This is a genomic window from Microcystis aeruginosa NIES-2549 (assembly GCF_000981785.2).
Classification (GTDB): Bacteria; Cyanobacteriota; Cyanobacteriia; order Cyanobacteriales; family Microcystaceae; genus Microcystis; species Microcystis aeruginosa_C.
Window position 1 is genome coordinate 3,817,145 of the sequence record NZ_CP011304.1, and the last position, 20,847, is coordinate 3,837,991.

Below are 20,847 nucleotides of genomic sequence, written 5' to 3' on the forward strand. Positions count from 1 at the left end.
GGTAGTCGCTTAATGTATTCTCGTAAAATTTGAGCCATACTAACATCTTGAGATTTCTTGCATAAATCAAAAATTTTTCGGCGTTGCTGATTTGAGATAGTAATCTTCTTTGAAGCAGGGTCACTTCGCAACGAATAGACCGCTTGCAAAAGTAATCAAGACAACAATTCAAAAGTAAACCGCATCAACCTAGAAATTAGACGAAGAAAGGCTCATTAGGTACTATCTGATAATTCTGACAAGGAATCAGACTGTAAAATGAGACATAAAGATATTAGCGTACAAACTAGAGAAAATCTCTCACAACTTTCTCCCCTGCTTTCTCTGACAAAAAAATGCCAATTTCTGGAGAGACATGAACGAGAATTAATTCTCGAAGGGTTTCTTCTGTTTCTCCTAAGTATTTAAATTATTTAAGTTGGGATTATTGATAGAGACATTTTCCTGATTTTAGAGATAAATCTTTGATTATTTGTTGATTTTAAAATAACATTTTGGCTACCTTTTTATAGGAGTTTGATTTTTCGCCCTCCTTGATAAAAGAGAAGTACAAATACTTAGAACTTAAGGAAGATGCTCTCTTTCTAGAGCTTGTGTTTATATTAAAGATACAGTTGAGCTATCAAATTTGTCTTCAACAAAAGTACATATTTTTTCACCATTGAGCCGCAAAAAATGAAAATTAATATTTTTCCCATCAGTCTGTTTTCTGGCATAAGTATAATTACACTGTGGGCTTTTCCCTCCCTTGCCGCTAGTTTATCCGTTGCCGAGCTATTTGTTAAGATAGAAAATTTTAACCGACCATCCCTAGGAGCTATTTCTAGGGGAAATAATCAAATAATTAATATTGCTGAGGATGGAATTAGTCAGACTATTTTGACAGGTTCCGCATTTTTCCAGTCAGATGCGCTGGAATCATTAGGACAAATTGAATTTACTAATCAAACTCTGGGTTTTGGGAGTAATTTTGTTGGTAGGGCTGATATTCAAGCTTCTCTAGGGAGTCTATTTTTTGTGCCAGCTAATCAAGCTTTAAGCTTCGATTTTAGCCTGTTCAGACAGCTATCTAATAGCCAAAGTGAATCGCAGTTAAATACAGTTAGTAGTGCCAGCAGATTTAACTTTTTTCTTGAGGAACAATCTCTCATAAACTCGGATAATAGTTCTGAAATTTTGCCTCGACAACTAGATATGTTAAACCAGATTAATAGCGGTTTATCGGCAAGTATTCCTGAGAATTATTCTAGGTTTTTGATCGGGAACAACATCACGATTAATAGTTATATGGAAAATATTATCTCTACGGATCAGCAGCAATTAGTGACCACATTATTAACGGGTTCTTTTCAGTGGACAGCAATAAGAGATACTATGATTTTTTTGAGTGTCTCGGCTCAATCTTGCACCTATAGTTCTGATCAACCGCGCACTTGTGTGATTATCGCTGAACCCCGTTACCATGGCATAATTTTCTTCCTTATCATCCCTATTTTCCTCTTATTCCGAACGATAAAGTAAATAATTTAACTCATTGGTCAACCATTCAGAAAACAATTTTTGTAAAATTTCCTGATGGATTTCCTCGGTTAATTCCGCAGGTAAAAATTCCAGCACCATTAGTAAATGATATTCTTCGTTAATTTTCACTGGTTGTATAATTTCTTTTGGTCGAGCTTGAAAAACGATACTGGAAAGACCAGAAGAGGATAACTGACCACGATAGATTATTCCTTCATAGCCACAATGTAAGCGACGTTGTTCGTCTATATCGTAAAGATGGGCAGCTTGATAAAAGCTAATTTCTTCTTCTTCAATTTGATAAAAAACTTCCCAAGCTAATTTTTCGTAGGGAATAACCAGACGATAAAGAATCGCTCGCTCAAAGTCCAGACGATTCTCGGCAAAATGTCGTTCTACCTCCCGGGAAAAAAGAGCCGTCGATAGTTTTTTTGTTAGTAAATCCCCTTGAATTCCCGCTTCCCAATCTTCGGGAGCGATCATCTGATCTGCTAACCAGGCCAAGGTATCACTGGCTTTTTCTAATCGTTTTTCCCGTCTTTGCTCGTCAGCGAGCGCTTGAATTTCTGCGGGTGTAACGCTAATATTATGCTCTTGGGCTGATTTCTTGATGATTCTTTGGTGCAGGATTTTTTGACAAATTTCCTTAAGCTGTAGCTGCTGTTTAAGAAACTTTTCTATGTCTATTAACTCGATCTTAATTCCATGAAAGTCAGGCATATTTAAAGATAGAATCCGTTTAATTGTATGATCATAAATCAACTAAATTGACATACTAATTTATATTTATTTATGACCAGATACTTAGCAGCTAAAACTCTATCAACTAATTTGATAGAGTTTTAGTCACTCAAGGAAAATCTGAGGAATAATTTTTGTGAACTACCCTAGCTTATACTCAGAAATAATTAAGAGTCTAGGTGTAATTTTGAGTAGTTATCCTCAACTATTGGTAGTAATAGGCTGACCAATGGCAATACCAAAAGCCGTAATGAATCCCTGAGAAAAACTACCAATACGATTGTGACTGAAATCAAAGACAAATAAAGGTTGAAAACTTAGATCATTTAAAACCCATCCCTGCCCCTGAATACTCCCAAGATAAAGGGATTCAGTTTGGCAAAATTCCAAATCCCGAATTTTGATTTGACTCATTATTATTCTCCTTGATTATTTTAGACAGGACTCATCGCATAGACATAACCAGCCTGAATAACATTCAGATAGGCGTAGTCACTAGCTATTACACTTCCTGAAAATACCATTGATAAAGTACTGGGAGTTGAAGAAGCCTTAACTACTCCACTCAAATTAATCCAAGGGTTATGAACAATAAATCCCTGACCTCCAACAGGTGAACAGTTAGGAATTTTTTGATTTTGAGCCATTAATTCTAGATGCTCTAAATCGGTAATGATCATAGTTTGTTCCTCGCAGTTTTGAACTTAATTAAGCCGGAATAGCTCCTATCCTATAGCCACCGCTTGATAAATAAAGGAGAAACCTGTAGTATAACCCTGGGGGGTAGCCGTAGTTAAAACTTGAGTTTCTCCACCGGCAATGCTGCCAAGGGAACCAACAACTAATGAATTAAATTTGAAATTAGCAATTGAAAAAGAGGGGATAACTACTATACCTGAAGCTCCCTTTACTTCATAGGCTTGTTCGGTCATTTCCAAGTGTTCTAGATCGTTAATCAACATAATTTTTCTCCTTGTTTAATGTTGTAACTGTTCCACAATAATAACGATTAATTATTAGTAGCGGTTGCCATTGTGGCAATTATTTTTTATATCGAGAATGATTGCTATTTTTATTTAGATCAACCTCTAATCCGTACAGAGGGAGTATTTATTACAGCTTTTATCATAAAGATAAAGTACAAAAGAATTTGGCCTTATCTCTGAGCAACTGGCTACTGTTAAATGTTCCGCAGTTCCAGCGTTCCCAAAAACTAGAGACTTCGTACCTTACCATTGGGATAAATGCTGTAATATACTCCTCTAATAAAAAAATCCTAACGAGTCTTGCTAACCCGTCGTGAAATCAATCCTATGGTCGATATGTCAGGGATTCTAGTTAGCTACCCCCCCGGAGTAGTTGCCACGGCCGAAATTGAACTTGTGCTAAGGGCAAAACCAGGACCGGCCTCAACGGAGTTAGAAACATCGATACTCGCCGTTAGGGAACCGATAGCCGAAGAATTAATCCGACTTTGTACAAGACTGAAAATTATGTCGTTAATTGACATATAGGCAACCTGATCTAAGTCGAAATCATCAAAATTTTGACCCCCGACAATTCCCTGCTTTCCGGTAGTCAGTTCAGAGAATTCTAAATTAATAATTACCATTACTTTTCTGCTCCAAAGTAAACACGGATCAATAGTTATAAGCTACTGTTAAATAACCTCGATAATAATTCAGTAGCTTTCTGGATTTAACTGGTTCACAAGACATGGAAAATAGGCTAGGTAGAAATTTGATTATCTACCTAGCCTTAATGATCAAGTCAAAATTATCTTTTAGATTTGATAACTTTGCGCAAGGCTAAACACAAGATTCGGTTAAACTAAACCTCTTGCCCGGGTGACGCTAGTGTATTCAATGGATTTAGAACCAGTTTCTGCGCTGAGATCCAGAGTTTCTCGGCTAAAACCCCGAGCCAAAGCTTCACCAGAAATATCTAGACTTTTGCGGGAATAGAAAAAAGCACCGTTGCCTCCTTCGATATTTTTTTCAGAAACATTTTCGAGGTAGCTGATGTCGGAAATTAACATGGTTTTTCTCCTTGTTGTTTGAGTTGTTTGACTAGAAAACTTGTTTGTTTTCTATATTTATATATTAGGATGTTGTTCATATACTTGGTTGCCAATCTGGCATATTTATTTCCTTGCTATATAAATTGGCAAAACTCATATATTTTGAAAAATATCCTCTGATTGGGCAAGATCGATTCATCTCTAAAATTGCTCAATCATGGAGTCAGTTGAAATTTATGACAACAAAGGTAGATAAAATCTTATCTACCTTGACTATCCTCTCGAATTACTGGAATCATCGGCACTTAAAACCAAGGAAGTTCCCGAAAACCGCCCTTGAGATTAGCCACTTCTGACTCAATTACTTTTACATGATTCAAATCTCGGATGGCGAGGGAATTTATTTCCTCGGTTTTTGACGGCCCTTTGCGGGCGTTATCTTTAATCAATCGGTTATAGGTTCGATAGGGTATGTAATGGAGGGGATTGTAACCAGCGAAACGCAAAATTAACAGACAGGCCCAAGAATACTTGCCATTAAGAATCGCATCGACAATTTGGTCAAACTGTTCTTCTGTCATTGCTTTATCTCGTTTATTATTGGAATTACTGGGTAATTGAATCATTTTCCTCGTTTCTCCCATTAAAAGTTGATATTAAAGTGTCAGCCCATCCTGTTGTAGCTTTTTGAGCGGTTCTAATAAGACATCGATGATGCGACGACGACGGATAATAATCTCCGCCGTCCCGGTTTGTCCGGGTTTGAACGCCAGCGCTCCCTGACCGGGACGAGGGGAATCGCGATCGAGCAGAATCTCCACTTGATAGATCTCGCCTAAATCTTGATCGGTTCTGGTAGCGGTGGAAATCTTGCCAACTTTACCCCCAATCACGCCGTAATCTTGGTAAGGAAAAGCATCGATTTTCACCTGGGCCGTTAGTCCTGATTTGATAAATCCCGCTTCCCGATTGGGCAACTCGGCTAAGAGTACCAAAGGAACTCCTTCGGGGGCTACCTCGGCCAAGGTTTGACCGGCTTGCACCACCTCCCCTGATTTTTTCAGGTTGAGAGTCAAGATCACGCCATCGACTGGTGCTGTTAGATATTTTTGACGGAGTTGCTCCTGGGCTTTGGCCAAGAGGGTCTTATTTTCTCGTATACGAGCATCGATCTGGGCTATTTCTAGCTCGAGCGACGCTTTTTGTTTATTGGTCTCCAACTGCACCGCTTGCGCTTCTGCTCGCTTGCGACGCAATTCTGCCTGTAGTTGGGCGACTTCTTGGTAAGTTTTGGCTAATTCCCCTTGATTTTGGGTGATACGACTCTCTAGGTCGAGTAGGGATTGGGAGGCTTGGAAAATCTGCTCTTCGGCGTTATTGATTTCCTGTAATTGACTGATAGTAATCTTCTGTTCTGTCTCCCGCAGGTTTTGTTCGGCTTGAAAGAGCATCTCCAGGGAAATCGCCCCGTCGGCGGCTAAGGGTTTTAAACGAGCCACCCGCTCCTGATGGGCTTTCTTCTCCTCCTCTAGTTGGGCCGAGCGCCGGCTGGCTTCCCCGGAAAGGGGGTTTAGTTGCTGACGACGACTGCGATAGGCACTAGCTTGGGTTTTCTGTTCCCGCAATAATTGACGGATAGTGTCTAGTTTGCTTTCGGCAAGAGCGATCGCTGATAATTGGGCTTTTTCCTCGGCTTCTGCGATCGCTTTTTGGGTGTCCTCCTGCAAATTTAGCCGCTCCCACAGGCCTCGTTTCTGAGTCTGTTCGATGTAGTTAGCGTTCAGGCTTTGTTGTAGGCGTTCTACTTCTTTTTGGGCAATTGTGGTGTCAATCTCGGCGATAATTTGTCCTTTTTTTACTTTATCCCCTTCTTTGACCTCTACACGGCTGATTTGACCCAATTCGAGGGGTTGAATTTTATAGGTTTCTCCCTGGGGAATTAATTTTCCCGTCGCCTTGCCCACTTCTTCGATCTGTCCGAACCATGCCCAGGTTCCGAAAATGACACAGAATCCCATTCCTGCCATCAATAGGCGTGTGGGTAGGGTGGCGGGGGGCTGATCGAGTAGGGTTTGTACGGGAGTTGACCAGGTGGTGGCGGAATGACCCGGAATCGGGGCGGCTACGGTGCTGAGAGGGGCGACTGCCCCACCACAAATCTGCTCCGCTTTTGCGGGAGAAATGGTGATTTCCCTCTCTTTGTCAGTTTCTTGTCCGACTTGGTTCGATTCAGGTAAATTGTTCATGGTATCTGCTGATAAGAGTGAGAGAGACCCAGCAAAAACGGTCGCTGGCAAGTTGCTCTTAACTTTTGCCAAGATAATTAATCTAGGGGAAAAAGAAACAATCTGGTGTTTCTTTAGGGATGTCTGTTGATCAAATCGCTTTCTTTTTACTGATCGAAGAATTTTAAGCGAACAATAAACAAGAACCAGTTAAGAATTATTTTTTGATCTATCTTGAAATCTCTAGCTTTCCCGATCCCCCATTTATGTATACTGGATGTAGTAAATGATAGATGGATATGGTGATTCTATCTTGGCTATTAAGTTATGCTCCACAAATAGATTATGTTCATGTTACCAGTTTTGTCAAGTATCAAAATAGTTAGTTATACACGAGTTAAATCTTAGCTATATTGTGGCTTATTCTAGAGAATTGCAGTTGCCAGAATGGCAATATAACTGTTAATTTTTCTGAAGCTTCACTTGGCAATAAAATGCAAAATTTCGATAATATCGGTGTTTTTAGACGAAAATTTTCGATTTTAACCTTAAAAATTGACCATAATCAAATAGTTTTATTTGAAAGAATGAGCAAATTCAGCTATATTTTCGTGGCTTGCCGAAAGTCTAACATCTGTCTCTAGGTCGATATTTTTATCTATCAAATCATCGATGAAGAACAAATCAAAATATGTATACTCTGGCATTTACTGGTGGTGAAAAATACCGCTCAAGGGATTAAAAATATATAAAATAGCCTCCCTTGGTTTAGTCTGGTTAAATGTAACCTAGAAAAACTTTTCTGTCATAACTGCACAGAAAAATTAAGAATACACCAGAGAGGTCCAAAGAACAGAGAGAGGAAGAGAAATTCGATGAGTAATACTGAATCCTTTCGAAAAGAACTATAAAAATGGAGAGTGGGGAGATGAGGGAGATAGGGCGTTAAGTTGGCATAGGATAGTACGATCTGGGCAGAAGGTGGTCGCTATAAATCCAATTGTTGGTGGGCGAGGTAATAGTACAACCCTTTTAAAGCCATTAAATCTTCATGGGTTCCCCGTTCCACCAAAAGACCTCGATCGAGAACCAGAATAGAATCGGCGTTGCGGACGGTAGAAAGACGATGGGCAATGATCAGGGTAGTGCGATCACGGGATAGACGAGCCAGATTGTCTTGAAAACGACGTTCCGATTCGGTATCGAGGGAACTGGTCGCCTCATCGAGGAGTAAAATTTTCGGATTACCTAACAGGGCCCTAGCGATGGCGATTCTTTGTCTCTGGCCGCCCGATAAATTCATCCCCCTTTCCCCCACCTTTGTATTGTAGCCGAGGGGGAGATTTTGAATAAAAGCGTGAGCTTCGGCCAGTTTAGCCGCCTCTATCACCTCCTCTAAACTATATTCATGGCGATAAAGCCTGATATTGTCTAGAATCGTTCCCGAAAACAGAAAACACTCCTGGGGAACAACTCCCATCTGGGCCCGCAAAGAAGTGGGCGAAACCTGAGTCAGATCATGTCCATCGATCCGAATAGTACCGCTATCGGGGTGATAGAGACTCTCTACCAGCTTGAATAGGGTACTTTTGCCCGAACCGCTGCGGCCGACCACCGCCACCGTCTCGCCTGGATTCACCGAGAAAGAAATATTTTCCAAAACATTGCTCTCATCGCTGCTGTGGTAGCGGAAACTGACGGAATCGAAACAGATTTCACCGCGTAACCCCGGCAAAGTCAGCAGCGGGCGATCGCTAGTTTCTTCGGGGGTAGCGGAAAAAACATCGTCGAGACGTTCGATCGAGATTGTCACTTCCTGTAATTCATCCCAAAGATTGACCAGGCCCAACACCGGACTGAGTACTTTACCGATCAACATATTAAAAGCGACGAACTGGCCGATGGTCAGTTGATTTTCAATCACCAGAGTGGCCCCGTACCAGAGTAAAGCGGTACTGCCAAGGGAGTGGATCGTGCCGCTGGCCGCCTGTAGATTAATTCCTAACTTTTGCCCCCGAAAACGGGCATTTAAAAAACCCGTCAGGTGTTCCTCCCAACGCCAGCGCAGTTCTCCCTCAGCGCCGAGGGATTTGACCGTGGCGATCCCGGATATGGTCTCGACGAGGGAAGAATTTTGTTGGGCTGCCTCGTTAAAGACCTCCCGGGATACCTGACGCAGGAAAGGGGTAGCAAATATAGTCAGCAAAGCGATGGGTGGGATTAAAGCGATAACCAGTAGGGTTAACTGCCAATTGTAGAAAAACATTAAACCCAGATAGACGAATCCCATCAAAAAATCTAGCCAAGCTAGGATGACCTGACTGACTAAAAAACGCTGGATTTTTTCATTTTCGTTGACCCGGGTGATGATATCGCCCACATGACGGGATTCAAAGAATTTTAGGGGTAATTTGAGGGCGTGGCCGATAAAACCGCTAATCATTGTCAAGTCGAGACGGTTGGAGAGATAACTCAACCAATACTGGCGAATTGCCACCAGTCCCACACTCCAGAGTCCAAAAAGTAACACCCCGAGGGCAAAGACGTTAAGGGTGGAAAGGCTTCGATTGACCACCACTTTATCAAGGATAATCTGGGTAAATAGGGGCGTGATCAGGCCAAATAATTGAATTAACAAGGAAATCAGAATTATCTGTAAGCCTAGGCCCCGGTAGGGGGACAAAAGCTGGAAAAAACGCTTAAAAGAGGGTTTATCGGTGGCGATTGTTCCTAAAATTGCCGTCGGTTCTAGCAAGAGAGCGTAACCCGTCCATCCCTGTAAAAATTGCTGACGGGAATAATAACGCTTACCTTGGGCGGGATCGGCCACTAATAGGCGATCGCCGCTGACTGGATAGACGACAACAAAATGATCCCCCTGCCAGTGCGCTATCCAGGGATTTTTCTGTTCAAGAAGACGATTTAAACTGGCACGCACCGGTCGAGACTGATAACCGAGGGTTTCCGCCGTTTTTGCCAAATTTTTCAGGGATACGCCCGATCGCCCCACTCCCGCCAATTCCCTCAAGCTATTCAAACTCAAGCGTTTTCCCCAGTAAAGGCTAATCATTGCCAGACAGGTGGCCCCGCAATCGGCGGCACTTTGTTGTTCTAGCCAAGGATATTTCTGCCCGAAACGGAACCGCCGTTTTAAGGGTTTGGGAAAATCAACGGGCTGATTTTGGCTGGTAGGAGGACGCAGGGGGATAACATTGGACTTAGGGGCGGGATTAACTAGAATTTCAGCCCTTTTTTCCCGATTAATATCTTTTTTTTCAGCGGTTTCGGCAGGCAGATAGTATAAAACTACGTCGGTCGCCGTCACCCTGGCCGGAGGCGAGGAGGTGGTATTATCCCAACTGTCACCGATGCTCATCCCCTCGATCTGTCCTTGCCGCAACCAATAGCGTCCTTTGGGAAGATGATCGAGAGTTTCCTGGGCCTGGAGCGATTTTTCCTGTAAATAGGGCAGAAAACTGCTAATTTTTGCACTAGATTCTGATTGGCAATCCGTTAGGGTTTTGAAAAAAATTAAGGTTTGGGTGTGTTTTATTTTCGAGTGCCACGCTTGTTGTAATTCGGGCAACGATTCTAAGAATTGCAGCAGCATCGGACGGGAAAGACGGGCTACAGTTACCTGACTGGCGGCAATCGGCGAGTAGAGAAGACTATCTTTAATAAATAGCGAATCTGCTCCGAAAACATCCCCTACTGTCAAGATTCCCCCAGATAGCCAACGTTTGTTACCTTGACCCAGTAATCGAACCCTTCCCTGACAGATCAAGTAAAAATCCTCGTTATTTTCCCTCCCCCCTCTCGCTTCGGGATCGCTATTGATACTATCTCCCAATGAGAAATTAATCACTTGAAAAGACTCGCTCAAGGATTCTAGCAATTCGTTTTTATCTGGGGCAATTTTAGCCTGTTGTTGCAGTAAAGCTTTGATTTGAGAAGACTTTAAGGAAGTATCTTCCTTCTCGTTCCCCTGGGTCGTTAAGGGTTTTTTCATGATATTAATCAGACCAAACAGACTAAATGTATTACTTTAAAATCAGTGAGGATTAAGGATTTACTCTAACCCCCACCACTGATCTTGCCTATCCCAACCCCAATCCTAGCCAAATCGAGGGAAAACTCACCTAGAAAAGAGGCATTATATCCATGATCGGTGATCAACTTTTCCTAAAAATGCCAATTTGCCAAATTCTTAGGCCAGTTTTTCCAGGAGAGCTAGACACTACCTTGCATCAAGCTAATCTGGAACTTATCGGAAGCGATAAATTCTGAGAATTTTCATCCAGTCTTTTCTTGCTATTTCTACCCCACCTAGATCGATTTCTTGATTGCTGTTTTTTAGTCGATATCATTTCGTCCCATCTAATCCTCGATTTTGCTCACCCTCTTTGATGATTACTTGGTTGCTAAGCTGTTCGTAATTTAAATTGCTTGTTGAGACGGGGCAAGGGGCAAAAGTAAATGAATGGGAGCAGATTCGGCTAATCTAAGAATAAGCGGTTTATATACCTCTTAGCTGATCTTCAAATCATTAATATCTTTTTGCAGAGTTTCGATTTTACCCTCGATCCTTGTCAGGACAGATTCAAGGGAATAGGTAACAGTTTCACCAGTTTGATTCATTGGTTAAAATCCTGAGCTAAAATTTGATCGCTAATTGTTTGCTCTCATCTGAACCGAATTCTTAAATCTTACTGAAATCGCCTAAAATTGACTGAAAGTGTTGGCTAATTTATCAGCAATTCCCTCGATCCAAATTTCATCTTGTTTAGTATAACTGCGCGGTGCATTTGCCGCCAAAATTAACACCCCTTCCTTCCCGATGGGTTGACAGATTAAGCCTTGGGTGTTTTCTGGCAAATAGTCAAACTCGATTTTAGCGGGATATAAATTTAAATTAACTAAATAAACGGCCTTACCCGTTTCTAAAACTCTTTTGATAATATTACTAACTTTAACTTCAGAATTCTGGCTTAAGATACCGCGACGTAATAAAACCTTTCCCCGATAATAAACGATTAGAGATTTTGTCACGGTGTTGGTTAAAAGTAAATGGGAGGCCCAAGCAAGCTCAATTTTAACCGGTTCTGGCAAATCTGGGGCAAATTCCAGACCTTCGCGCCCGATTAATTCCACAGCATCTGGTAAGCGGGGTTGAACTCTTTGCCAGATTAAACCCACCAAAATTAAAACCCCACTCAAAATCACTCCCATCACATCGGAACGCGCTTGCGATGGGGTTAAATCGGCAGTGGCAAAACGATTAAACATTAATACCGTACCCCCGACGATGCCGGCGAACAGGGGTAACAGTCTTAAAATACGATTGGGATCAGCTGGTGCCATAGCTGAGAACTATTCCTCGTCTGGTTCTAGAATCCGTTGAAAAAGATAGCCTGTACCTCTAGCGGTGAGAATTAACTCAGGATTACTGGGATCATCCTCTAATTTGGCTCGTAAACGGGAAATATGCACATCTACCACCCGCGTATCCACATGACGTTCGGGGGTATAACCCCAAACTTCCTGAAGGATTTCCGAGCGGGAAAAAGCTTCTCCCGAGCGACTGACCAATAATTCTAGTAAACTAAATTCCATACCGGTCAGACGGATGCGTTCATCCCCCTTATAAACTTGGCGTTTATTGGTATCGATTTTAATGGAACCGATATGAATCACACCGGAACTGGGAATCCCCGGAGCGCCATTTTTCTCCACCCGACGCAACACCGAACGAATCCGCGCTTCGAGTTCTTTGGGAGAAAAAGGTTTAACCACATAGTCATCGGCGCCCAATTCTAGCCCGGTAATTCGATCGGCCACATCGCCCAAAGCGGTTAACATAATGATAGGAATATCCGATTCTTTGCGGAGTTCCTGACAGACACCGTAACCGTCTAATTTCGGCATCATCACATCCAAAACCACTAAATCGGGTTCGGCGGTGCGGAAGGTTTCTAAAGCTTCCTCTCCGTCGGCGGCGGTGACGACTTCATAACCAATCATCGACAAACGAGTCTCTAAGATACGACGGATGCTGGCTTCATCATCAACAACGAGAATTTTTTCCTTCTGGTTCTCCAACTGACTTAACACTCCTTAGTTAAATAGTGTGATGAATTTTAAAGTTAAATAACGAGCGTTCCTGTTTATAGAATATCCTTTGGCCGTTATCATTAAGCCTAAATTTCTTATTTTATTTCTTTTATGGCAATTATCAATAACTTTATCGTCTTCCTTCCCCTTTATCATACTTAACTAAATTTGACAAGAGAATTGATCCTCAAACCGCTTTTCTTCAACTTTTCTTAAAAAACATGGCGAAATCGCGAACAATATATATCTGTAGTGCTTGTGGGGCGGAATCTCCCCAATGGTTGGGAAAATGCCCCAGTTGTGACACCTACGGGACTTTAGAAGAACAAGTGGTAGCTGGTGGCAATAATCCGGCGGTAAATCGCCCAGGATGGCAAAATAGTCGCCCAAATAACGGCAAAGGGCAACGCAACCCCCAACCGCGCATCTCGGTTCGCTTCTCGGAAATTACCCAGTATGAACAGGAACGTTTTCCCTCCGGTTACGGGGAATTCGATCGCGTTCTCGGTGGCGGCATTGTCCCCGGTTCTCTTGTACTAATCGGTGGCGATCCGGGCATCGGCAAATCGACGCTTTTACTGCAAGTTACCAACCAACTCGCCCAAAGATTACCGCGCATCCTCTACGTTTCCGCCGAGGAATCGGGACAACAGATTAAACTGCGGGCTGCCCGTTTGGGGGTGGGAGTGGTTCCCGTGGAGTCGGAAAATAACGGCAATGGCAAGGAAAAAAAAGCCTCTGAATCAACCCCAGAACTCGATAATCATCTCTACGTTCTGCCAGAAACCGATTTAGAGGAAATTTTGCGAGAATTAGAATCTTTACGCCCACAGGTAGCGGTAATTGATAGTATTCAAACTCTTTATTTTGGGGCCTTAACTTCCGCACCGGGATCTGTCGCCCAAGTTCGCGAATGTACCTCCGCCTTGATGCAAGTGGCAAAACGGGAGAATATTACTTTATTAATTGTCGGTCATGTGACTAAAGAAGGGGCGATCGCAGGTCCGCGAGTTTTGGAACATTTGGTCGATACGGTGTTATATTTTGAAGGCGATCGCTATGCCTCCCATCGTCTCTTAAGATCCGTGAAAAACCGTTTTGGGGCCACCCATGAGATCGGTATTTTTGAGATGGTGGATCACGGTTTGGTGGAAGTGGAAAACCCCTCGGAATTGTTTTTAGGCAATCGCGATGAATTTTCCCCGGGTACGGCGACGGTGGTAGCCTGTGAAGGTACACGCCCGATTGTGGTGGAGTTACAGGCATTAGTTAGCCCCACCAGCTACGCTTCCCCGCGAAGATCGACCACGGGGATAGAATACAACCGATTACAGCAAATTCTCGCCGTTTTAGAAAAACGCGTCGGTATTCCTTTATCGAAATTAGATGCCTATGTTGCCTCCGCAGGAGGGTTGGGAGTGGAAGAACCGGCGGCGGATCTGGGAGTTGCGATCGCTATTGTCGCCAGTTTTCGCGATCGAGTCGTGGATCCGCGCACAGTTTTAATCGGGGAAGTGGGATTAGGCGGACAAGTGCGCTTGGTGTCGCAAATGGAACTAAGATTAAAGGAAGCGGCGAAATTGGGCTTTAAACGGGCGATTGTCCCCAGAGGTCAAGTTTATCCCGAAGATGTGGGCTTAGAAATTGTCCCAGTTGGCAAGGTAATCGAGGCAATTGTCGCCGCAATTCCCCCCCAGCAGCGCTTTGGGGAAGATATGGAAGACGAGGAAGGGGAAGGGCAAGAATAACGGTACAATGCTAAAAAAGATTAAATTACTTGGGAGATTTTCACCATGTCTGTGTTAGCTGTTGCTGCTTTAGCGGGTTATCTGATCGTTTTTACCGGAATTGCCCTCGGTCTCTTTTTCGGTCTGCGCGCCGCTAAAATTATCTAGTATATAAACAGTAAAAAAGCTCTAGTGATCGATTTAACCGGTCACTATTGCCTATTGTAGGGGAGATAAAAAATGACTGTTATTCCCGACTTAAAAACTCTCTACGAGATTGATGATTCTCTCTGGTTAGAAGAAACTATCGAACTCTTGAAAGCGAAAAAATTTGACGCTTTAGATTTAGACAATTTAATCGAGGAGTTAGAAGACTTGGGAAACGAAAAAAGGTTTCGTGTTGCTAGTTTTTTACAGCAAATTATTAGACATTGTTTATTATTACAGTTTTGGACAAGGGAAAGAGAATATAATCAGGCTCATTGGCAAGCAGAGATAATAAGTTTTCAATATCAGTTAAAGCGCTATTTAACCACAAATCTTCGCAAATATCTAGAACAGGAATTTGAGCAAATTTACTTTGAGTCCCTGCAATACGTTCGTAAAAAAACTGATAATAAAGTCAACTTTCCTGATATTTGTCCCTACAGTTTAGAAGAACTTCTCGATCCTAATTGGCTACCACCTTACGAATAAAGGAGATGATAATGACTGTTATTCCTGACTTAAAAATTCTCTACGAAATTGATGATTCCCTCTGGTTAGCAGAAACTATAGAACTGCTCAAGGCTAAAAAATTTGACGATTTAGACTTAGACAATTTAATCGAGGAGTTAGAAGACTTGGGAAACGAAAAAAAGTTTCGTGTTGCTAGTTTTTTACAGCAAATTATTCGTCATGCTTTGTTACTGCAATTTTGGACAAGGGAAAGAGAATATAATCAAAGTCATTGGGAATCAGAACTGGTAAATTTTCAAGATCAATTAAATACCTACCTAACGGCAAGTTTACGGAAATATTTAGAACAAGAATTTGATAATATTTATCAGAAGGCACTCCGTTATGTGAGAAAAAAGACCAACAATCAAGTCATTTTTCCCGATACTTGTCCCTACAGTTTAGAAGAACTTCTCGATCCTAATTGGCTGCCACCTTACGAATAAAGGAGATGATAATGACTGTTATTCCCGACTTAAAAACTATCTACGAGATTGATGATTCCCTCTGGTTAGCAGAAACTATAGAACTGCTCAAGGCTAAAAAATTTGACGCTTTAGACTTAGAAAACTTAATCGGGGAGTTAGAAGACTTGGGAAACGAAAAAAAGTTTCGTGTTGCTAGTTTATTAGAGCAAATTATTAGACATTTTTTACTCCTACAGTTTTGGACAAAGGAAAGAGCATATAATCAGGATCACTGGGAGTTAGAAATAGTCAACTTTCAAATTCAGCTAAAAAGAGGCTTAACCACCAATCTCCGTAATTATTTACAAAATGAATTAACCAACATTTATGAAGATGCAGTTTTCTTTGTGCGGAAAAAGACAAAGAATAAAGTTATTTTCCCTGATACTTGTCCCTACAGTTTAGAAGAACTTCTCGATCCTAATTGGCTGCCACCTTACGAATAAAGGAGATGATAATGACTGTTATTCCCGACTTAAAAACTATCTACGAGATTGATGATTCTCTCTGGTTGGAAGAAACCATCGAACTTTTGAAAGCAAAAAAATTTGACGCTTTAGATTTAGAGAATTTAATCGAGGAGTTAGAAGATTTGGGAAACGAGAAGAAGTTTCGTGTTGCCAGTTTTTTACAGCAAATTATCAGACATTGTTTATTATTACAATTTTGGCCAAGGGAAAGAGAATATAATCAAGGTCATTGGAAAGCAGAGATCGTGAGTTTTAAAGATCAACTAAAACGTTATTTAACCACGAATCTTCGTAAATATCTGGAGCAAGAATTTGATAATATCTATGAAGATGCAGTGCGATACGTTCGTCAAAAAACCGATAATAAAGTCAACTTTCCTGATATTTGTCCCTACAGTTTAGAAGAACTTCTCGATCCTAATTGGCTACCACCTTACGAATAAAGGAGATGATAATGACTGTTATTCCCGACTTAAAAATTCTCTACGAAAAGGATTTCGGTTTGTTATCACTCTTAGAATCTTCTCAGCAGTGAACAGTAGGTTAACTCAGTTCTGGATTAAAACGAAATCCTCAGAGCCTATCGCTTTAAAATCCCGATTTTTTAGCCTCATTTTGTCAACTGGGTTTTTAAGATTAGATTGACAGTGAATCACACTATTAAAAAAGGATTTGGCATCAGCTAACGATTTTTAAAAGCTTCGATCGCCGCCGGCAAAGTATAGTAAATCCTCTCCTCGCTAATTTTATCTAACAAGCGGGAACGTTGCAATTCTAAGTACAGATCGTGTTTAACCCTAGCGAGAGCGAAAACTATACCCTGTCTTGATAATTCTGCTGCTAATTCCTCAAGAATCTCCACTGCTGTACTATCCAATTCCCCAAGAGCCTCCGTATTCAAGACAAACCATTCTACCGGTTTTGTCTCCCGGGCAATGGCACTGAGAGCGCGACGTTTAAAGTCGGCCGCATTAGCAAAAAATAAGGGGGCATCGTAACGATAGATAACCAACCCCGGTATTGTTTGCGCTTCCGGCCAATCCTGGAGCGCGTGTAAACCCATCACCCCCGGAACCTTACCCAAGACCGCATCATCGGGCCGAGTAATGCGGGCCAATAAATCGATAACCGAGAGACCGATGGCGATAGCAACCCCGCTTAAAATCCCCGTGGTTAGCACCCCCACCATGGTCAGGACAGCGAGATTAAACTCACTATTGCGAAAGCTTTTTAGTCGTTTAGCGCCGGCAATATCCACCAGTTTACAGGCTGCATAAATCACCAGCGCACCCAAAGCGGCCTTGGGAAAGAGTGCCAGTAGTGGACCGAGCAGGAAAATGACCGCCACCACCACCACTGCCACCACTAGGGAGTAAAGCTGACTTTTACTGCCCACGGAATCGCCCACCGCGGTGCGACTGGCACTGCTGCTGATGGGAAATCCCTGACAAAAACCCGCCGCCAGATTCCCCAGTCCCAGGGCTAAAAATTCTTGATTGGCATCGATTTCTTGGTTATGGCGTGCGGCGAAGGCTCTAGCGGTCAAAACGTTATCGGAATAGCCCACCAGGGCAATGCCGACGGCTGCGGTTCCTAGGGGTAGTAATTGGGAAAAATCTAGGGTTGGTAAGCCAAAATTAGGCAAAGTATTGCTAATTTTCCCCACTACTGCCACCCCCTCTTGATCGAGATGGAGGGTGGCGACAGCGAGGGTTCCCAGTAAAACCGCCAGCAAGGGACCCGGTGCTTTGGGAAAATATTTTTGGATGACAAATAGAAATAGTAGCAGCAATAGAGCGAGGCTAAGGGTTGGCCAGTGCCATTGATTTATTCCCCGAAAAAAAGCTAAAATTTCTTTAAAAACCGTATTTTCACGGATTGACAAACCACTAATTTTACCCAGTTGTCCCGCAATCATGATCACCGCCACTCCCGCCATATAACCGATCAGGATCGGTTTGGAGAGTAAATTAGCTAAAAATCCCAAGCGGGCGATATAACCAACTAAACAGATTAAACCGACCATTAGGGCTAAAAAAGCCGCTAAACTACCGTAATTTTCCCCTTGAAGGCTTACCATAGGTGCGATCGCTGCCGCCGTCATCACTGCCGTGGTCGATTCCGGTCCGAGGGATAGTTGCGATGAGGAACCGAAAAGGGCGTAAACTAGGGCCGCTGGCACGAGAGTCCACAATCCCACCACCGGCTCGACTCCGGCCAGGTCGCCGTAGGCCATACACTGGGGAATAGCGTAGGCTGCCACGGTGACACCGGCGAGGATATCTCTCCCCAGCCACTGCCATTGATAGGAGCGCAGGTTTTTTAGCCCGGGTAAATCAGGAAAATCCACTCGTCGGGAGTTTTTACTCATAGTTTCTCTCTTAACGGCGACTTCACCTAATTTTAACGGAAGAATTAGCTAGGAAAAGCCCTTAGGCTGAGATATTTTCTGTCAGCAGCATATTTATACCGTGTTAACCGCAATTTTAGTTAAATTAGCTAAATATACTCAGAAATATCCTCTTGACAATCATCGGCTAAGTATGATAAAGCCCGGAAGCGTAAACCGACTAATTGCTCGTAGAGAGGATTTAACTTGCACAGGGGCGGAATATGGACTAATTTATGACCAAACAGCACGATATCCCGTTCAAAAGGACATTGAGGTGGGACCATTTTGCAGATAAACCGGGCCAAACGCGGATCGTGCATTTCTACCCCATCTAACCAGTCTTTGAGGGGATGCAGCAGATCCGGGTGGGGATGTTCGGCACTGATAAACTCAGATTTCTGCGCTTCCGTGGTAATTTCGGGAATTTCACAGACAGTATGTTCTAAAGCTGACAGGGCCTCGATTTCTAACCCGAAAGCATCCCGATAACTATGCAGTAATGCCGCTTCTGCGGGGGAATAAATGCCATCGGCGATCGCTACCATCACCGCCGTGCGGAGGAAGTTTTCTGATATTTTGGGGTCATGACCGAAACTTGCGGCCAATTCTTCGGGACTAATCGACTGATAGAGAACGTGGTCGTCATCTAATTCTAATTCGTGAGCGAAACGGGCGATCGATTCCTGTTCGCTGGTGCTATAATCCCCATCAGACCAGGCAATTGTCAGTAATCCCCGTAACCAGTCCCTAACTTGTTCGTTAGTGTAGCGATATTGAACAGAGCTAACCATAGGTATTGCTAAAACTGATTTCTAGTTTCTCAATTCCATTCTACCGATCGCTTCTGGATTCTAGTGGCTCCTGTTCACATCATGTAACCATTGCAACCATCCTTAGGGTCAGGGAGGAAGTTTTCATTTTTCAGGCGGCATAATCGGGCAATTTTCGCCCCCAGGAGCGGGGGTAAGGGTTGGTGCTTTTTGCTCCTTCCCCAACCGCGTCAGTCCTGCTGAAAAGGCGGATTCCTGGGATTAACGGCCAATACCGAGGTAACGGAAACCGGCTGCTGTCACCACCGCAGGATCGAGGAAATTGCGACCATCAATTAACACGGGTTCGCGCATGGTTTTAACCATTTTGCCGTAGTCGAGACGGAGAAATTCTTGCCATTCCGTCACCACCACCAAAGCGTCACAACCATCGGCCAATCTTTCTGGATCCGATTCGATAATCACACCGCTTAGACCGTGACTTAAACCACTTTGGGAAACGATCGGATCATAGGCTTTTACCTTAGCACCTAAACGATTTAACTGTTCGATCATGGTTAAAGCCGGAGCATCGCGCATATCATCGGTATCGGGTTTAAAAGTTAATCCCAACAAACCGACGGTTTTACCCTTGAGGATTTTTAATTCCTGTTGCAGTTTTTCGATCGCAATTGTCCGTTGACGTTTGTTAACATTGATAGCGGCGTTAAGTAATTCCGTTTCGTAACCGTAGTCTTCTGCGGTATGTACCAAAGCCGACACATCTTTGGGAAAACAGGAACCCCCCCAACCGATCCCGGCCGAGAGGAACTTGCTGCCGATACGGGAATCTAAACCGATACCTTTAGCCACTTGGGTGACATCGGCCCCGACGCGATCGCAGATGTTAGCTACTTCGTTAATAAAGCTAATTTTGGTGGCTAGGAAGGCATTAGCGGCGTATTTAATCATTTCCGCCGAACTGAGATCCGTAACCACCACGGGAACGGGAGGCAAGGAGGTATCGTCAGCGAATTGGCGTTCAACCAAAGGCGCGTACAATTCCTTCATCATTTCGATGGCTTTCGGGTTATTACTGCCTAAAACAATGCGATCAGGGTTAAAAGTATCATAAACTGCCGAACCTTCGCGTAAAAATTCGGGATTGCTGACCACATCGAATTCCGCTTCGATACGTTCTAGTGTACTAATACCGCCAACCGCAGCTACGAGATTTTTTTGTCTCTCGGCCACGCCATCGAGGACGATCATCCGTACCCAATCCCCGGAACCGATGGGAACGGTAGATTTATTGACGATTACTTTATAACCACCGTTGAGATGGGCCCCAATACCCCGGGCCACCGCTTCCACATAACGGGTGTCACTTTCTCCCGTGGGTAGTGCTGGTGTACCAACTGCGATAAAGAGGATTTCGCCGTGTTTAACTCCCGCTTCTAGGTCTGTGGAGAATTCCAGATTGCCGGAGGCTGCCGAAGACTGCATTAATTCCGATAACCCCGGTTCATAGATGGGAGATTGTCCCGATTTCATCAATTTGACTTTTTCTTCATTGTTATCAATACAGATAACATGATGGCCGATATGTGCTAGACAAACCCCGGTGACTAAACCCACATAACCCGTTCCGATAACACAAACACGCATGATAATCACTCCGGTGACAATTAGGTTAAATTTATTGAT

Annotated in this window: 21 protein-coding genes and 1 pseudogene; 7 read left to right on the forward strand and 15 right to left on the reverse strand. The window is 43.1% G+C overall.

Going from position 1 to position 20,847, the window contains the following annotated elements:
* Nucleotides 1–675: 675 nt before the first annotated feature.
* Entirely contained in the window at nucleotides 676–1,521 is an 846-nt protein-coding gene (locus myaer_RS18745; RefSeq protein ID WP_046663194.1) for a hypothetical protein, read from the forward strand.
* Here the strand turns inward: myaer_RS18745 and myaer_RS18750 are convergent.
* From myaer_RS18750 to rpaB, 12 genes and pseudogenes are all read right to left on the reverse strand, one after another.
* Nucleotides 1,501–2,241 (reverse strand): peptidylprolyl isomerase, encoded by a 741-nt coding sequence (locus tag myaer_RS18750; RefSeq protein ID WP_046663195.1) that lies wholly within the window; start codon nucleotides 2,239–2,241, stop codon nucleotides 1,501–1,503. The genes myaer_RS18745 and myaer_RS18750 overlap by 21 nt on opposite strands.
* Nucleotides 2,242–2,463: 222 nt before the next feature.
* A complete protein-coding gene (locus myaer_RS18755) occupies nucleotides 2,464–2,676 on the reverse strand; it encodes a hypothetical protein (RefSeq protein ID WP_046663197.1) in 213 nt (70 codons plus the stop codon).
* A gap of 20 nt (nucleotides 2,677–2,696) precedes the next feature.
* Nucleotides 2,697–2,942: a hypothetical protein gene (locus myaer_RS18760; RefSeq protein WP_046663198.1), complete on the reverse strand. Its 246-nt coding sequence runs from the start codon at nucleotides 2,940–2,942 to the stop codon at nucleotides 2,697–2,699.
* Between the two features lie 45 nt (nucleotides 2,943–2,987).
* On the reverse strand, nucleotides 2,988–3,224 hold the full coding sequence (locus myaer_RS18765) for a hypothetical protein (protein WP_046663199.1): 237 nt from the start codon (nucleotides 3,222–3,224) through the stop codon (nucleotides 2,988–2,990).
* A 380-nt stretch (nucleotides 3,225–3,604) separates the two neighbouring features.
* The gene (locus tag myaer_RS18770) at nucleotides 3,605–3,874 is read right to left on the reverse strand and encodes a hypothetical protein (RefSeq protein WP_046663200.1); all 270 of its coding nucleotides are present in this window, start codon (nucleotides 3,872–3,874) and stop codon (nucleotides 3,605–3,607) included.
* 213 nt (nucleotides 3,875–4,087) lie between these two features.
* Nucleotides 4,088–4,300 (reverse strand): hypothetical protein, encoded by a 213-nt coding sequence (locus myaer_RS18775; RefSeq protein WP_046663201.1) that lies wholly within the window; start codon nucleotides 4,298–4,300, stop codon nucleotides 4,088–4,090.
* Nucleotides 4,301–4,587: 287 nt separating this feature from the next.
* A complete protein-coding gene (locus tag myaer_RS18780; protein ID WP_002781948.1) occupies nucleotides 4,588–4,908 on the reverse strand; it encodes a HetP family heterocyst commitment protein in 321 nt (106 codons plus the stop codon).
* Nucleotides 4,909–4,938: 30 nt separating this feature from the next.
* Complete coding sequence (locus myaer_RS18785) at nucleotides 4,939–6,528, reverse strand: HlyD family efflux transporter periplasmic adaptor subunit (protein WP_046663202.1); 1,590 nt, start codon at nucleotides 6,526–6,528, stop codon at nucleotides 4,939–4,941.
* Between the two features lie 967 nt (nucleotides 6,529–7,495).
* Nucleotides 7,496–10,516, reverse strand: a complete 3,021-nt coding sequence (locus myaer_RS18790; protein ID WP_052734200.1) for a peptidase domain-containing ABC transporter — start codon at nucleotides 10,514–10,516, stop codon at nucleotides 7,496–7,498.
* A gap of 524 nt (nucleotides 10,517–11,040) precedes the next feature.
* A pseudogene (locus tag myaer_RS22575) lies at nucleotides 11,041–11,145 on the reverse strand (polyhydroxyalkanoate biosynthesis repressor PhaR); the annotation flags it as partial.
* Nucleotides 11,146–11,226: 81 nt separating this feature from the next.
* Nucleotides 11,227–11,868 (reverse strand): cofactor assembly of complex C subunit B, encoded by a 642-nt coding sequence (locus myaer_RS18800; RefSeq protein WP_002781940.1) that lies wholly within the window; start codon nucleotides 11,866–11,868, stop codon nucleotides 11,227–11,229.
* A gap of 9 nt (nucleotides 11,869–11,877) precedes the next feature.
* Nucleotides 11,878–12,606: a response regulator transcription factor RpaB gene (gene rpaB, locus myaer_RS18805; protein ID WP_002781934.1), complete on the reverse strand. Its 729-nt coding sequence runs from the start codon at nucleotides 12,604–12,606 to the stop codon at nucleotides 11,878–11,880.
* A 233-nt stretch (nucleotides 12,607–12,839) separates the two neighbouring features.
* Between rpaB and radA the strand changes: the two genes are divergently transcribed.
* The 6 genes from radA to myaer_RS18835 all read left to right on the forward strand — a co-directional run bounded on the left by radA (nucleotide 12,840) and on the right by myaer_RS18835 (nucleotide 16,442).
* Nucleotides 12,840–14,366, forward strand: coding sequence for a DNA repair protein RadA (radA, locus tag myaer_RS18810; RefSeq protein ID WP_046663203.1), 1,527 nt, complete (start codon nucleotides 12,840–12,842; stop codon nucleotides 14,364–14,366).
* Between the two features lie 45 nt (nucleotides 14,367–14,411).
* On the forward strand, nucleotides 14,412–14,513 hold the full coding sequence (gene petL, locus myaer_RS18815; protein WP_002791324.1) for a cytochrome b6-f complex subunit PetL: 102 nt from the start codon (nucleotides 14,412–14,414) through the stop codon (nucleotides 14,511–14,513).
* Between the two features lie 72 nt (nucleotides 14,514–14,585).
* The gene (locus tag myaer_RS18820) at nucleotides 14,586–15,041 is read left to right on the forward strand and encodes a DUF29 domain-containing protein (RefSeq protein WP_046663204.1); all 456 of its coding nucleotides are present in this window, start codon (nucleotides 14,586–14,588) and stop codon (nucleotides 15,039–15,041) included.
* Between the two features lie 11 nt (nucleotides 15,042–15,052).
* A complete protein-coding gene (locus myaer_RS18825) occupies nucleotides 15,053–15,508 on the forward strand; it encodes a DUF29 domain-containing protein (RefSeq protein WP_046663205.1) in 456 nt (151 codons plus the stop codon).
* 11 nt (nucleotides 15,509–15,519) lie between these two features.
* Nucleotides 15,520–15,975, forward strand: coding sequence for a DUF29 domain-containing protein (locus myaer_RS18830; RefSeq protein WP_046663206.1), 456 nt, complete (start codon nucleotides 15,520–15,522; stop codon nucleotides 15,973–15,975).
* A gap of 11 nt (nucleotides 15,976–15,986) precedes the next feature.
* Nucleotides 15,987–16,442 (forward strand): DUF29 domain-containing protein, encoded by a 456-nt coding sequence (locus myaer_RS18835; protein WP_046663208.1) that lies wholly within the window; start codon nucleotides 15,987–15,989, stop codon nucleotides 16,440–16,442.
* A 239-nt stretch (nucleotides 16,443–16,681) separates the two neighbouring features.
* On the opposite strand, the gene myaer_RS18840 is transcribed toward myaer_RS18835, so the two are convergent.
* The 3 genes from myaer_RS18840 to myaer_RS18850 all read right to left on the reverse strand — a co-directional run bounded on the left by myaer_RS18840 (nucleotide 16,682) and on the right by myaer_RS18850 (nucleotide 20,808).
* Nucleotides 16,682–18,370: a SulP family inorganic anion transporter gene (locus tag myaer_RS18840; protein ID WP_046663210.1), complete on the reverse strand. Its 1,689-nt coding sequence runs from the start codon at nucleotides 18,368–18,370 to the stop codon at nucleotides 16,682–16,684.
* 128 nt (nucleotides 18,371–18,498) lie between these two features.
* Nucleotides 18,499–19,182, reverse strand: a complete 684-nt coding sequence (locus tag myaer_RS18845; RefSeq protein ID WP_046663211.1) for a Mo-dependent nitrogenase C-terminal domain-containing protein — start codon at nucleotides 19,180–19,182, stop codon at nucleotides 18,499–18,501.
* Between the two features lie 240 nt (nucleotides 19,183–19,422).
* A complete protein-coding gene (locus myaer_RS18850; protein WP_046663212.1) occupies nucleotides 19,423–20,808 on the reverse strand; it encodes a UDP-glucose dehydrogenase family protein in 1,386 nt (461 codons plus the stop codon).
* Between the last annotated feature and the right edge of the window lie 39 nt (nucleotides 20,809–20,847).